The organism is Promicromonospora sp. NPDC060204, from assembly GCF_042728455.1.
Lineage (GTDB): Bacteria > Actinomycetota > Actinomycetes > Actinomycetales > Cellulomonadaceae > Promicromonospora.
The window spans coordinates 1-13,195 of sequence record NZ_JBHWZO010000170.1 but is presented as its reverse complement, the minus strand read 5'-3'; the positions used below and the strand labels follow the sequence as shown (position 1 = coordinate 13,195).

Here is a 13,195-nt window from a genome sequence, read left to right as displayed (position 1 = left end):
GACGGGGCGGGGTCGCTCAGGCCGAGGCTGTGGAGCGGGTCACCGACCTGGGCGCCCGGCGCGCTGCTCACGCCGCCCGGCGGGAACGCAGCCGGCCCACGACGGTCCACGCGATCATGCGCGCCATCCGCAGCGGCCCGTAGCGGACGCCGGACGCGAACGGCGCCTCGCCGCGGAGCGTGGCCTCCGCCCCGCCGTCGACGAAGAGCACCTGCCCGGTGACGAACGCGGCGTCCGGCGTCAGGAGCCAGGCGATGGCGGCGGCGACCGGCTCGACCGGGCCGGGCATCCCGAGCGGCTGCGGCAAGGCATCCCGGAGCACCCGCACGCTCGCGGCGTCGGCGAGCAGGGTGCGCCGCGCGGTCCCGGTCTCGACGACGCCCGGGGCGACGGCGTTGAGCGGGATGCGCGCCCCCGCCCACTCCTCGGTGACGGCGGTGCGGCGCAGCCACCGGTTCAGGGCGATCTTGGTCGACCGGTAGACCGCTCCCCCACGACCGCGCGCCACCATCCGGTCCGCGACCGCCAGGGCGCGGGCCTCGTCACCGGCGAGGCAGGCGTCCACGAGGTCGTCCTCGCCGGCGGAGAGCGAGGAGGCCGAGCTGACGACGACGGCGCGGGCCGCGGCCCGGCGCGCCAGGTCGCCGCGCAGGGCGGTGAGCAGCCCGACGGTACCGAAGTAGTTGAGGCTGACGGCGACGCGTGCGTCCGCGCTGCCGGCGACGAGCGCGACCCCGTCAATCCCGGACGGGGCCAGCTCCCGGACCCGCGCGACGGCGGCGGCGCGCCCCTCCGCGGTGGTCAGGTCGGCGCGGACGTCGGCGGTGTCGGCGAGGCCGCACCGCAGGACCCGCGCGCCCTCCCCGTCGAGCCGGTCGGCGACGGCGGCGCCGATCCCGGAGTCGGCGCCGGTGACCACGTAGGTCCGGCCGGTGTGCTGCGACATGGGCGCCTCCTTGATCGACACTTTTATGCACTAGTGCATTCATACACTAGTGCATCGATTCCGCGCTACGCTGGGCCCATGAGCAAGGAGACCGGGATCCGGGAGCGCAAGCGGGCCGAGACGCGGCGCGTGATCGTCGCCGCGGCCACCGCGCTGTTCCTCGACCGGGGCGTCGCCGGGACGTCGATCGACGACATCGCGGCCGGCGCCGGCGTCGCGCGCCGCACGTTCTTCCTGCACTTCCCCTCGAAGGAGGACGTGCTCTTCCACTACCTGGAGGGCCACGTCCGCCGGGCGGTCCTGGCACTCGACGACCTCCCCGCCGGCGCGGACGCGGCGCAGGGCGTCCGGGCGGTGATGACGGCGTTCGTCGACCTCTTCGAGGATCCGGGCGCCGGTACCGACGAGCTCGCGGACCTGCGGGCCGAGCTCGTCACCGCGTCGCGCGGCCTGCCGGCGTCGCTCGTGCTGCGCCTCCAGCGGGCGCAGACCGACCTGGTCGGCGCCCTCCACGCCCGGTTCCCGGACCGCGCGGGGTGGCCGCTGCTGGCGGCGCACCTCGGCGCCTGCATGGGCGGCGCGACCGCGGCGGCGGTCGCCGCCGAGCGGCCCGAGGACCGGGCTGCCGCCATCCGCGCGGCCGTGGACCGCGCGAGCGCGGGCTTCGCGGCCTGACCACCGCACCGGCTCCGAGGGCCGAGGGACGAGTGGCGGGGACGCTACGCTCCAGGCGACGAGCTCCCGGCGACGAAAGGATGCCCATGCCCGCAACGGCCGACCTCTACGACGAACTCGGCGAGACGGTCCAGTCCGTGCCCGTCCAGTTCCAGCTCCACGGCGGCGTCGCCCGGTTCGAGGGGCCCGTGCGCACCGTGCGGTGCTTCGAGGACAACGCGCTGCTGAAGTCGATCGTCTCGACGCCGGGCGACGGCGCCGTCCTGGTCGTCGACGGCGGCGGGTCGCTGGAGCGCGCGCTGATGGGCGACATGATCGCCCAGATCGCCGCCGACAACGGCTGGGCGGGCGTGGTCATCCACGGCGCGGTCCGCGACCGCGTGGCGCTGGCCGAGATCCCGCTCGGGATCAAGGCCCTGGGCACCAACCCGCGCAAGAGCACCAAGACGGGCGCGGGCGAGGCGGACGTCGAGGTCGCCTTCGGTGGCGTCACGTTCCGGCCGGGCGCCCGGCTCTGGAGCGACGAGGACGGCATCCTCGTCGAGCGCTGACGCACCCGACGGGGAGCCTCAGCCCCGGCGCACCACCTCCAGGCGGGTCAGGCGCCGGCCCTGGACCGCGGTGACGACCAGGTCGACGTCGGCGACGTGGACCTGGTCGCCCACCTCGGCGATCCGGCCCAGCCGGCTGACGACGTACCCCGCGACGGTCTCGTAGGGCCCGTCGGCCAGCTCCACGCCGGTCCGGTCGGCGAACTCCTCGATCGTGACCCCGGCGTCGACGACGGACGTGCCCTCGGCCTGCTGCGACGCGCCCTCCAGCGCGTCGTACTCGTCCTGGATGTCGCCGACCATCTCCTCGACGAGGTCCTCGAGCGTGACGATCCCGTCGGTGCCGCCGTACTCGTCGACCACCACGGCGAGGTGGCGGCGCTCGCGCCGCATCTGCGACAGCGCCGGGATGAGGTGCGCGGTGGCCGGCAGGTAGAGCATGCTGCGCGTCAGCTCGCGCACCGGCGTCGTCCTCGGCGCCCCGAACAGGTCGCGGACGTGCAGCAGGCCGGTCACGTCGTCGAAGTCGGTGCCCGTGACCGGGTAGCGCGAGTACGGGCTGACCCGCACGATCTCCAGGACCTCGGACACCGTCAGGGCGCCGTCGACGAAGGTCACCTCCCCGCGCGGGCGCATCACCTCGCTGATCGACCGCTCCGCGGCGTCGAAGACGTCGCTCAGGATGCGGCGCTCCTCGGCGGGCAGCCCCTCGTGCGCCACGACGACGTCGCGCAGCTCCTCCTCGGTCATGCCCTCGGAGGTGGCCCGCGGGTCGCCGCCGAGCAGGCGCACCACCGCGTTGGTGGAGACCGACAGCAGCCAGACCACCGGGCGCATCAGGTTCGCGAACACGTCCAGCGGCGGGCCGACCACCAGGGCGACACCCTGGGAGCGCTGGAGCGCGAACCGCTTGGGGACCAGCTCGCCCAGCACCAGCGAGAGGTAGGCGATCACGAGCGTCAGCACGATCAGCGAGGCGGTCGCGGCGACGTCCGCCGGCAGCCCGAGACCCTCCAGCACGGGCGCGAAGTCCGGCGCGAGCGTCGAGGCGCCGTAGGCGGCGGAGAAGAACCCCGCCACGGTCACGCCGATCTGCACCGCTGCGAGGAACCGGTTGGGGTCCCGGGCCACCGCCGCGACCCGGGCGCCGCGCCCGCCCCGGGCCTCCAGCCGGCTGATCTGGCTCTCCCGCAGCGAGACGAGGGCGAGCTCCGTGCCGGCGAAGACTCCGCCGACCAGGATGAACACCAGGACCAGCGCGACGTTGACCCACGTGTCCTGGTCCATCAGCCGCCCACCTCCCCGGCGCCGCGCTCCGCCCACGCCGCGAGCTCGCCGACGGGGCCCAGGAGCGACACGCCGCGCCCGGTCAGGGCGTACTCGACCCGCGGCGGCACCTCGGCGAACGCCTGGCGCGAGACCAGCCCGTCGTCGGCGAGGCGGTTGAGCGTGACCGTCAGCAGCCGGTGCGAGATGCCGTCGATGCCGCGCAGCAGCGTGGTGAACCGCACCGGTCCGTCCCGCAGCCGCGCGATCACCACCAGCGACCAGCGGTCGCCCACCCGCCGGAACAACCGCCCGACGGCGTCCCGGTCCTCGGCGGTGGCGCACCGCGGGACCGACTCGTCCGCAGTAGCGAGCGCGGGCTCATGTGCGTCGGTCATCTCGACTCCGTCCTCCATCGGCTTCCCATCAGGCACCTCAGGGTGCCTGACGCACTTCGAAGTGCGCGATCGAAACCTGGCATAAGGCCCTGTCGCCGCCTGTTCCGGCTGTCGACCGGCAACACCGGACGCCCCGGTTCCCGTCCACGAACCGGCGCCACGCCCAAGGAGCAGCACCATGACCGAGATCGCCATCATCGTCGGCAGCACCCGCCCGGGACGCTACAGCGACGCCGTGTCGCAGTGGGTCCTCGACCGCGCCAAGGAGCGCACCGACGCGACCTTCGAGCTGATCGACCTCGCGGACCATCCGCTCCCCCATCTCGACGAGCCGGTCCCGGCCTCCGGCGGGGCGTACACGCACGACCACACGAAGGCGTGGTCGCGGGTGATCGGGCGGTTCGACGGGTACGTGTTCGTCACGCCCGAGTACAACCACTCCACCACGGGCGTGCTCAAGAACGCCATCGACTACCTCTACGCGGAGTGGAACGACAAGGCGGCGGGCTTCGTCAGCTACGGCGTGGCCGGCGGCACCCGCGCCGTCGAGCACCTGCGGCTCGTCGCGGCCGAGCTGCGCCTGGCGACCGTCCGCAGCGCCGTCGCCCTGTCGTTCCACCACGACTTCGAGGAGTACGTGACGCTGACCCCGGAGCCGCGTCAGGAGGCCGCGCTCACCGACCTGTTCGACGACGTGGTCGCGTGGTCGGGCGCGCTCGCCCCGTTGCGCGCGACGCGCGCGGCGTAGGGCCCGCCAGCCGTCTCACATCCTGAAACGTTCCTGGTCCCGGTCCTGACCACGCCCGTGGGCGTGCTTTCATGCGCAGCCCCCACCCCGACGTCGTCGTCGACCACCCCGAAGGAACCTCGTGCCGCCCACCCCCACCGACACGCCCCGCGTGCGCCTGACCGGCCTGCGCAAGGTGTACGACGCCGGTGCCCGTCCCGTGACCGCCCTCGCCGGCGTCGACCTCACGGTCGCCGCCGGCGAGATCCACGGCGTCGTGGGCCACTCCGGCGCCGGAAAGTCCACCCTCATCCGCTGCCTCACCCTGCTGGAACGGCCCACCTCGGGCACGGTCGAGGTCGACGGCGTCGAGCTCACGGGCCTGTCCGAGCGGCGGCTGCGCTCGGCGCGCCGCCGCATCGGCATGGTGTTCCAGCACGTCAACCTGCTCGACTCGCGCACCATCGCGGGGAACGTCGAGTACCCGCTGCAGATCGCCGGCGTCGGACGCCGGGAGCGGCGTGAGCGGGCGCGGGAGCTGCTCGACCTGGTGGGCCTCGGCGACCGGCTCGACGCCCACCCCGCGCAGCTCTCCGGCGGGCAGCGCCAGCGCGTCGGCATCGCCCGCGCCCTGGCCGCCCGGCCCGCCGTGCTGCTGTGCGACGAGCCGACGTCGGCGCTGGACGGGGCGACCACCCGGCAGATCCTCTCCCTGATCCGGGACCTGCGCGACCGGCTCTCGATCGCCGTGCTCGTGATCACCCACGAGATGAGCGTGGTGCGCGAGGTCTGCGACACCGTCACGCTGCTGGACGGCGGGCGGGTCGCCGAGCACGGGCCCGTCGCCGAGGTCGCCGGCCGCACCGGCTCCCGGCTCGCCCGCGACCTGGTCCCGGTCCCCGACCTGCCCGTGGGGAGCGAGCGGTCGCTGCTGGACGTCGCCTACACCACCGACCGCACGCCCACCGACCAGGTGCTGCGCGCGCTCGCGGACCTCGGCCCGGACGTCCAGGTGGCCGCCGGGACCATCGAGACCATCGCGGGACGCCAGGTGGGCCGCCTCCAGCTCGACGTGCCCGTCGCCCGGACGGCGGCGGTGCGCGCCCGGCTCGCCGAGAGCGGCCTGCTGGGTGAGCAGGCCGGCGCAGAGCCCTCCGGCTCCGCACCCGCCGACGACGTCGAGGTGACCCGATGACCTGGTGGGACGAGCTGGTCTCCAACCGGGTGGTGCAGGAGATGCTGCCGGAGGCGACCGTCGAGACGCTGCTCATGGTCGCGGTCTCCTCGCTGCTGACCCTGGTGCTGGGCCTACCGCTCGGCGTCTTCCTCTACTCGACGTCGGCGGGCGGCACGACGCCGAGCCGGCCGGTCAACGCCGCCGTCGGGCTGGTCGCCAACGTGGTGCGCTCCCTGCCGTTCCTGGTGCTGATGATCGCGCTGCTGCCGTTCACCCGGTTCGTCGTCGGCACCACGCTCCAGTGGGAGGCCGCCGTGGTACCGCTGACCGTCGGAGCCATCCCGTTCTTCGCGCGCCTGGCCGAGACGGCGTTCCGGGACGTGCCCGAGGGCAAGATCGAGGCCGCGCGGGTCATGGGCGCCGGCCAGGCGAGCATCACCGTCCACGTGCTGCTCCGCGAGGCCCTGCCCGCGCTCGTGTCCTCGTTCACGGTCACCGTGATCGCGCTGCTGGGCTACTCCGCCATGGCCGGTGTGATCGGCGCCGGCGGCCTCGGCGCCCTGGCCATCTCCTACGGCTACCAGCGCTTCGACACCGCCGTCATGACGGTCTGCGTGGTGCTGCTCGCCGCCCTCGTCATCCTCATCCAGCTCCTGGGCGACCGCCTCGCCCGGGCCTTCGACCACCGCTGACCCCATCTCCCCACCCGTCCAGGAGGACGTCCATGAGAAAGAACCTGAGCGCGGTCGCGCTCGCGACCGTCACCGCGCTCACCCTCGCCGCGTGCGGCGGGTCCGCCGACGAGGGCTCGGACGACGCCACGTCCGAGGCCTCGGGTCCCGTGACGCTCACCGTCGGCGCCAGCCCGACGCCGCACGCCGAGGTCCTGGAGTTCGTCAAGGACAACCTCGCCGAGGAGGCAGGGATCGACCTGCAGATCGAGGTGTTCGACGACTACGTCCTGCCGAACACCGCGCTCGCCGAGGGCGACCTGGACGCGAACTACTTCCAGCACCTGCCCTACTTCACCTCGCAGGTCGAGGAGCAGGGGTACGAGTTCGACCACTTCGAGGGCGTGCACATCGAGCCCTACGCCGCGTACTCCGACGAGTGGGAGACGATCGAGGACGTGCCGGACGACGCCGTCTTCGGCATCACCAACGACCCGGGCAACCAGGCCCGCGCGCTGGACCTGCTGGAGAAGAACGGCCTCATCACGCTCGCGGACACCGGCGACGCCGACCCGACCCTGCTCGACATCGAGGACAACCCGAAGAACTTCGAGTTCATCGAGACGGCCCCGGAGTCGCTCGTGCGGGCGCTCGACGACGTCGACCTGGCCATCATCAACGGCAACTACGCCCTGGAGGCCGGGCTCAACCCCGTGACGGACTCCCTGTTCGTCGAGTCCGGCGAGGACAACCCGTACGCGAACTTCCTGGCCGTGCGCAGCGAGGACAAGGAGCGGCCGGAGATCGTCACGCTGGACGGGCTGCTGCACTCCGACGAGGTGCGTGAGTTCATCGAGACCCAGTGGCCCGACGGCGGGGTCCTGCCCGCCTTCTGAGCCGCGCTCGACACCGAGGCCCCGTACCCGCTCCGGGTGCGGGGCCTCTCGCGTGCCGCAACGGCGACCGGGCGCCGGGTCAGAGCATCCCGCGCTCCCGCGCTGCGGCCACCGCCTCCGTTCGGGACTGGGTGCCGAGCTTGGTGTTGATGTGCGCGAGGTGCGACTTCACCGTCGCGACCGAGACGAACAGCTCGCGGGCGACTGCGTCGTTGGACCGTCCCGCCGCGACCAGGCGCAGCACCTCGAGCTCGCGCGCGCTGAGGGTCTCGCCCGGGGCGCGCACCCGCCCCAGCAGCCGCCGCTGGACGCCCGCGCCGAGCGCGACCTCGCCCGCGGCGGCGGAGCGGATCGCGCGGGCGAGCTCCTCGGTCGGCGCGTCCTTGAGCAGGTAGCCGGTGGCACCCGCCTCCACCGCGGCCAGGATGTCGGCGTCGGTGCCGTAGGTCGTGACCACGAGCACGGCTGTCGCGTGCCGCCGGACGATGCTCCCGGTGGCCTCCGCGCCGCCCATCCGGGTGTCGCCGAAGCGCAGGTCGAGCAGGACGACGTCGGCCCGCCCCGGGCCGTCGAGCCAGCGCAGCAGCTCCTCAGCGGTGGACGTCTCGTGGACGACGCGCATGTCCGGCTGGCCGTCGATCACGGCGCGCAGCCCGGCGCGGACCACCGGGTGGTCGTCGGCGACGACGACGTCGATCATCGGGCCTCCTCCTCCGGCCGGACCGGCAGCGTGACCGTGAGGACGGTCCCGGCGCCCGCGGGACCCTCCAGCGCGAGCTCGCCGCCGAGCTCCCGCACCCGGGAGCGCATGGCGGGGAGGCCGAAGCCGCGTGCGCCCGGCCCGCCGGACGCGGTCGCCGCCGCGGTCGCCGACGCCGGAACCCCGGGCGCGGCCGCCGGGCCGAGGCCGACGCCGTCGTCCGCGACCCGCAGGGTGACGCTCCCGGGCGCGTAGGTCAGCGTCACTTCCGCGCGGGACGCGTCCGCGTGCTCGTCGACGTTGGCGAGCGCCGACTGGGCGATGCGCAGCAGCGCGGTCTCCAGCGGCACGGGCAGCGGCCGCGGGGTACCGCCGGCGTGCACGGTGACCGCCAGGGGGCGCGACCGGGTGCCGTCGCGGCCGGCCGCCGTGCGCTCCGCGACGCGGCGCAGCGCCCCCAGCAGGGTGGTGCGGTCGAGGTCGGCGGGGGTGAGGTCCTGCACCACGCGCCGGGCCTCGGCCAGGCCGTCGCGCGCGGCGGACCGGGCCTGGCCCACGAGCTCCCGTGCCCGCGCGTCGTCGGAGCCCACGGCGTCCTCCGCCGCACGCAGCAGGAGCTCGATCGCGGACAGCGACTGCGCGAGGGTGTCGTGGATGTCCCGGGCCAGCCGGGCGCGCTCGTCCGTGACCGCCCGCTCCCGCTCCGCCTGGGCGAGGTGCCGGCGGGCCCGGGTCAGCTCGTCCACGGTGCGCTGCCGGTTCTGCGCCTCGCGGACGAAGGCCTCGATGCCGAGCACCACGCCCACGGCGACGGCCGCCCCGAGCAGCGGCCCCAGCACGTACCCGGTCCACGGCTCGCCCGGGCCGGACCGGGTCAGGAGACCGTCGGCGACGGTCACGACCGCGGTCAGGACGACCGCGACGACGCCCCGCCGGGGACCGAGCACGTGCATCTGCAGGATCATCAGCGGGAACGCCACCCACAGCGCCGCCGGGGACAGCCAGAGCAGCACGACCCAGACGACGGTCAGGCCGACGATCCACGCCAGGTCCGGCCACCAGGTGCCACGGGGCGTGTCCACGGACCGCTCGTGCACCCGCACCGCCGCGCGTCCCGCGACATAGCCGGCGAGGAGCACCCCGCCCGCGAGCGCCGCGGGCCAACCGGCGCCGGGCGGCGCCTGCACCACCGCGATGACCACCAGGACCACCAGCAGGAGGTCGAGCCCGACGACGAGGCCGCGCGTCGCCGGGGACGAGGTCGCCGCGGACGGGGAAGGGCGGGTCACCCGTCCACGATAACCAGCGGCAGGACCAGTGCATCGTCCGAAAGGTTGAACCGCCGGTCCACCGTTCGGCGGCCCACGATCACTCACGCCGCCGATGACCGCCGTCCGCCCGGCGCGGAGGCTGGTACCCGTACCGGCAACCGTTGGAGGAATCTCGTGTTCGTCGCCCTGCGCGATCTCAAGCATGCTCGTGGACGCTTCGTCCTCATGTCCGTGGTGATCGTGCTCATCACCTTTCTCGTGACCTTCCTGGCCTCCCTCACGGCGGGGCTGGCGCGGGAGTCGACGTCGGCCGTGACCGACCTGCCCGCCGACCACCTGGCGTTCTCGATGCCGGCCGCGGACGATGCGCCCGAGTTCACGGCGTCCCGCGTCACCCAGGAGCAGTGGGAGGGCTGGGCCCGGAAGCCGGGCGTCGCGTCCGCCGAGCCGCTGGGGGTGGCGACCACCCGCGCCGCGTCGGGCAGCACCACCGCGGCGGTCACGGCGCTCGGCGTGGCCCCGGGCACGGACCTCGTGCCGGGGGACGGCGGGGACGGCGGGGACGGCGGGGACGCCGGGGACGCCGGGGCCGACGTCGAGCCCGGCACGGTGGTGCTCACCCCGGGCGCGGCCGACGCGCTCGACGTCGGCGCCGGCGACACGGTCACGCTCGGCGGGCAGCGGCTGACGGTCGCGCGGACCGTCGACGCGGACCAGTCGTTCTCGCACACGCCCGCGGTGTGGACCACGCTGGAGGACTGGCAGGCCGTCGGGGCCCGCGGGTCCGGGGCCACGGCGGACGGCCCGGTCGCGACAGTGGTCGCCCTGACCACGACCGGCGTCGGCGGCGTCGGCGGCGCGGAGCTCACCGCCGCGGACGGCGACCTCGGGACCACGACCGTCACCACGCCGGACGCCCGCTCGGCGGTGTCCTCCTTCGTGGGCGAGAACACCTCGCTGACGACGATGCAGGCGTTCCTGCTCGTCATCTCCGCCCTGGTGGTCGGCGCGTTCTTCACCGTCTGGACCATCAGCCGCACCGGCGACGTCGCCGTGCTCAAGGCGCTCGGCGCCTCCACCGGCTACCTGGTGCGCGACGCGCTCGGGCAGGCCGCGGTGCTGCTGGTCGGCGGGGTCGCGATCGGGACGGCGCTCACCGCCGCCGGCGCGGCGCTGCTGCCGGACGCCGTCCCGGTCGTCCTGACGACCGCGACGACCCTGGTGCCCGCCGCGGGGCTGGTCGTGCTCGGGCTCGTGGGCGCGGGTGTCGCCGTGGCCCGCGTCGCGCGCGTCGACCCCCACGCGGCCCTCGCGGCGCGCTGACCGGGCACGCCCCCGCACCCCTCATCCACGCATCCCGAAGGAGAATCCCATGGACCTGCGCCTCGACCGCGTCACCCTCGTCTACCCCGACGGCGACACCACGCTCACCGCGGTGGACGACGTCGACCTCACCATCCCCGCCGGAACCACCACCGCCCTGCTCGGCCCGTCCGGGGCCGGGAAGTCCAGCCTGCTGGCGGTGGCCGCCGGGCTGACCCCGCCCAGCCGCGGCACGGTCGCGATCGGCGCCGAGACGGTCTTCACCCCCACCACCACCGTGGCGGACGCGACCCGCGTGCGGCTCGACCGGATCGGCATGGTCTTCCAGTCGCCCAACCTGCTGGGCTCGCTGACCGCCCTCGAACAGCTCGAGCTGCACGCGCACCTCCGCGGCGCCCGGCCGGCGAGCGTGCGCGGGCTCGCGATGGAGCTGCTGGACGCCGTCGGGCTCGCCGGCCTGCACGACCGGCGGCCCGCGCGGCTGTCGGGCGGGCAGCGGCAACGGGTCGCGATCGCGCGGGCGCTCGTCGGCCGGCCGCAGGTGCTCCTCGTCGACGAGCCGACGTCGGCCCTCGACCACGAGCGCGGCACCCAGGTGGTCGAGCTGATCACGGGCCTGGCGCGCGAGACCGGGGCGGCGACCCTGCTGGTCTCCCACGACGCCGCCACGCTCGGTTCGGTCGACGCCACCGTCCGGATGCTCGACGCCCGGGTCGAGGCGCCCCAGCCGGCGTGACCTGGAGCTGGACGTTCGTTCAGCAGGCGGCAGACGACCGTCACCCCGCCGGTCATGGTCGCCTGTCGCCTGCTGAACTCAGCTCAGCAGATGGCGTACTCCGTCACTCCTTGACCGAACCCGCCGTCAGACCCTCCACGATCCAGCGGCTCGCCAGGGCGAACAGCACCATCGTCGGCAGCACGGTGAGCACCGCGGCGGCCGACATCGGGCCCCACGCGATGTTGAACGTGGAGATGAAGCCGTTGAGCGCGGCCGGGACGGTCTTGTTGGCGTCGGAGTTCATCAGCACCACGGACAGGAACAGCTCGTTCCAGCAGTTCACGAAGTTGAAGATGAACGCGGCGGCGATCCCCGGCGCCATGACGGGCACGAGCACGCGGAACAGCGCGCCGAGCCGCGAGCACCCGTCGATCATCGCGGCCTCCTCCAGCGCGTCCGGCATGTTCTCGAAGAACCCGCGCAGCATCACGGTGGAGAACGGGATGCACATGGCCACGTAGACCAGGCCGAGGCCCGGCTTGGTGTCCACCAGGCCCAGGTCGGCGAGCATCGCGTACAGGGGCCCGAGCGCGATGAACGCCGGGATCATCTGCGTGAGCAGGAAGGCCCCGAGCACCGCGCCCTTGCCCCGGAACTCGAACCGGGCCAGCACGTAGGCGCTGAGCAGGGCGATGAGCGTCGCCGTGGCGCCGGCCACGAGCGCGACCACCAGCGAGTTGCCGAGGAACGTGCCGAAGGCCGACGTCGCGAACAGGTCGGTGTAGTTGGCGGTCGAGGGCTCCGACGGCCAGTACTCCAGGGGCCACCGGTTGATCGAGCCGGGCGACTTGAACGACGTCACGACCACCCAGTAGAGCGGGAAGAGCGTGATGACCAGCCACAACGTGAGCCCGGTGACGCGGACGACGCCGCCCGTGGTGACCCGGCCGGTTGCGGTTCGAAGAGCCGTCATCGCTGGTTCACCCGCCGCATCGCCGTCAGGTAGAAGGCGCAGAACACGAACAGGACGACCATGACGGCCAGCCCGATCGCGCTCGCCAGGCCGTAGCTGCCCTGCTGGGTGTACTCGATCATCCAGGTGGTGACGATGTGCGTGCGGCCGGCAGGCCCGCCGGCGGTCATCGCGTAGATGATCTCGGGCGAGTTGAACGTCCAGATCGCCCGCAGCAGCACGGTCAGCGCGAGCGTCGTCCAGATGTAGGGGACGACGATCGAGAAGAGCCGGCGCACCGTGCCCGCCCCGTCGATGGCCGCGGCCTCCAGCACCTCGTCGGGCACGGACTGGAGGGCCGCGAGGATCATGATCGCGAAGAAGGTCACGCCGTACCAGACGTTGGCGACGATCACGGCGACCATGGCGAGCTTCGGGTCGGCGAGCCACGGCAGGGGCGCGTCGATGGCGCCCGCCTTCATCAGCAGGTCGTTCACCACGCCGAACTCGGCGTTGAACATCCAGCGGAACAGCATGCCGACCAGGAAGCCGGACACCGCCCACGGGTAGAAGATCAGCGCCTGGTAGAGCCCGCGGAAGCGGAACCGGCGCCACAGGGCCAGCGCGACCAGGAACCCGATGACGAGCTGGGGCACGATCGAGCCGACCACCCACACGAGCGTGTTGCCCGCGACGATGGGGAAGACCGGGTCGGCGAGGATCGTGGCGAAGTTGCCCAGGCCCACCCAGGGCGTCGAGGTGAGGTCCCACAGGTTCCAGTCGCGGAACGCCATATGGGCGCCCTGCAGCATCGGCCAGTAGGTGAACCAGCAGACGAAGACGATGGCGGGCGCGAAGAACCCGAGGATCGTCAGCGCCTGCCGGCGTCCGAAGGACTTGCGGCGCACCGGCCCGCGCGGGGCC

Annotated in this window: 15 protein-coding genes; 8 read left to right on the top strand and 7 right to left on the bottom strand. The window is 73.8% G+C overall.

Going from position 1 to position 13,195, the window contains the following annotated elements:
• Window positions 1-67 precede the first annotated feature (67 nt).
• Window positions 68-946 carry an SDR family oxidoreductase gene (locus ACFWEJ_RS19720; RefSeq protein ID WP_377230893.1) on the bottom strand — a complete coding sequence of 293 codons (879 nt, stop codon included), beginning with the start codon at window positions 944-946 and terminating at the stop codon, window positions 68-70.
• A gap of 78 nt (window positions 947-1,024) precedes the next feature.
• Between ACFWEJ_RS19720 and ACFWEJ_RS19715 the strand changes: the two genes are divergently transcribed.
• Window positions 1,025-1,621, top strand: a complete 597-nt coding sequence (locus tag ACFWEJ_RS19715; protein ID WP_377230892.1) for a TetR/AcrR family transcriptional regulator — start codon at window positions 1,025-1,027, stop codon at window positions 1,619-1,621.
• Between the two features lie 86 nt (window positions 1,622-1,707).
• Window positions 1,708-2,172 (top strand): ribonuclease E activity regulator RraA, encoded by a 465-nt coding sequence (gene rraA / locus ACFWEJ_RS19710; RefSeq protein WP_377230891.1) that lies wholly within the window; start codon window positions 1,708-1,710, stop codon window positions 2,170-2,172.
• A gap of 18 nt (window positions 2,173-2,190) precedes the next feature.
• On the opposite strand, the gene ACFWEJ_RS19705 is transcribed toward rraA, so the two are convergent.
• Both ACFWEJ_RS19705 and ACFWEJ_RS19700 read right to left on the bottom strand, forming a co-directional pair.
• Window positions 2,191-3,459, bottom strand: a complete 1,269-nt coding sequence (locus ACFWEJ_RS19705) for a hemolysin family protein (protein ID WP_377230890.1) — start codon at window positions 3,457-3,459, stop codon at window positions 2,191-2,193.
• On the bottom strand, window positions 3,459-3,836 hold the full coding sequence (locus ACFWEJ_RS19700; RefSeq protein ID WP_377230889.1) for a winged helix-turn-helix transcriptional regulator: 378 nt from the start codon (window positions 3,834-3,836) through the stop codon (window positions 3,459-3,461). Before ACFWEJ_RS19700 ends, ACFWEJ_RS19705 begins: the two co-directional genes overlap by 1 nt.
• A 178-nt stretch (window positions 3,837-4,014) precedes the next feature.
• On the opposite strand from ACFWEJ_RS19700, the gene ACFWEJ_RS19695 reads away from it, so the two are divergent.
• The 4 genes from ACFWEJ_RS19695 (at window position 4,015) to ACFWEJ_RS19680 (ending at window position 7,307) form a co-directional block, all read left to right on the top strand.
• Complete coding sequence (locus ACFWEJ_RS19695; RefSeq protein WP_377230888.1) at window positions 4,015-4,584, top strand: NADPH-dependent FMN reductase; 570 nt, start codon at window positions 4,015-4,017, stop codon at window positions 4,582-4,584.
• A 121-nt stretch (window positions 4,585-4,705) separates the two neighbouring features.
• Entirely contained in the window at window positions 4,706-5,758 is a 1,053-nt protein-coding gene (locus tag ACFWEJ_RS19690; protein WP_377230887.1) for a methionine ABC transporter ATP-binding protein, read from the top strand.
• The gene (locus tag ACFWEJ_RS19685) at window positions 5,755-6,432 is read left to right on the top strand and encodes a methionine ABC transporter permease (RefSeq protein ID WP_377230886.1); all 678 of its coding nucleotides are present in this window, start codon (window positions 5,755-5,757) and stop codon (window positions 6,430-6,432) included. Before ACFWEJ_RS19690 ends, ACFWEJ_RS19685 begins: the two co-directional genes overlap by 4 nt.
• Window positions 6,433-6,464: 32 nt before the next feature.
• Window positions 6,465-7,307: a MetQ/NlpA family ABC transporter substrate-binding protein gene (locus ACFWEJ_RS19680; RefSeq protein WP_377230885.1), complete on the top strand. Its 843-nt coding sequence runs from the start codon at window positions 6,465-6,467 to the stop codon at window positions 7,305-7,307.
• 79 nt (window positions 7,308-7,386) lie between these two features.
• Here the strand turns inward: ACFWEJ_RS19680 and ACFWEJ_RS19675 are convergent, their stop codons facing one another.
• Both ACFWEJ_RS19675 and ACFWEJ_RS19670 read right to left on the bottom strand, forming a co-directional pair.
• The gene (locus ACFWEJ_RS19675; protein WP_377230884.1) at window positions 7,387-8,007 is read right to left on the bottom strand and encodes a response regulator; all 621 of its coding nucleotides are present in this window, start codon (window positions 8,005-8,007) and stop codon (window positions 7,387-7,389) included.
• The gene (locus ACFWEJ_RS19670) at window positions 8,004-9,296 is read right to left on the bottom strand and encodes a sensor histidine kinase (protein WP_377230883.1); all 1,293 of its coding nucleotides are present in this window, start codon (window positions 9,294-9,296) and stop codon (window positions 8,004-8,006) included. Before ACFWEJ_RS19670 ends, ACFWEJ_RS19675 begins: the two co-directional genes overlap by 4 nt.
• A gap of 156 nt (window positions 9,297-9,452) precedes the next feature.
• On the opposite strand from ACFWEJ_RS19670, the gene ACFWEJ_RS19665 reads away from it, so the two are divergent.
• Entirely contained in the window at window positions 9,453-10,601 is a 1,149-nt protein-coding gene (locus ACFWEJ_RS19665) for an ABC transporter permease (RefSeq protein ID WP_377230882.1), read from the top strand.
• 49 nt (window positions 10,602-10,650) lie between these two features.
• Complete coding sequence (locus ACFWEJ_RS19660) at window positions 10,651-11,337, top strand: ABC transporter ATP-binding protein (protein ID WP_377230881.1); 687 nt, start codon at window positions 10,651-10,653, stop codon at window positions 11,335-11,337.
• A 103-nt stretch (window positions 11,338-11,440) separates the two neighbouring features.
• Here ACFWEJ_RS19660 and ACFWEJ_RS19655 read toward each other — a convergent pair whose 3' ends face one another.
• A complete protein-coding gene (locus tag ACFWEJ_RS19655) occupies window positions 11,441-12,292 on the bottom strand; it encodes a carbohydrate ABC transporter permease (RefSeq protein ID WP_377230880.1) in 852 nt (283 codons plus the stop codon).
• Complete coding sequence (locus tag ACFWEJ_RS19650; RefSeq protein ID WP_377230894.1) at window positions 12,289-13,179, bottom strand: carbohydrate ABC transporter permease; 891 nt, start codon at window positions 13,177-13,179, stop codon at window positions 12,289-12,291. The genes ACFWEJ_RS19655 and ACFWEJ_RS19650 overlap by 4 nt, the downstream gene beginning before the upstream one ends.
• Window positions 13,180-13,195: the final 16 nt, after the last annotated feature.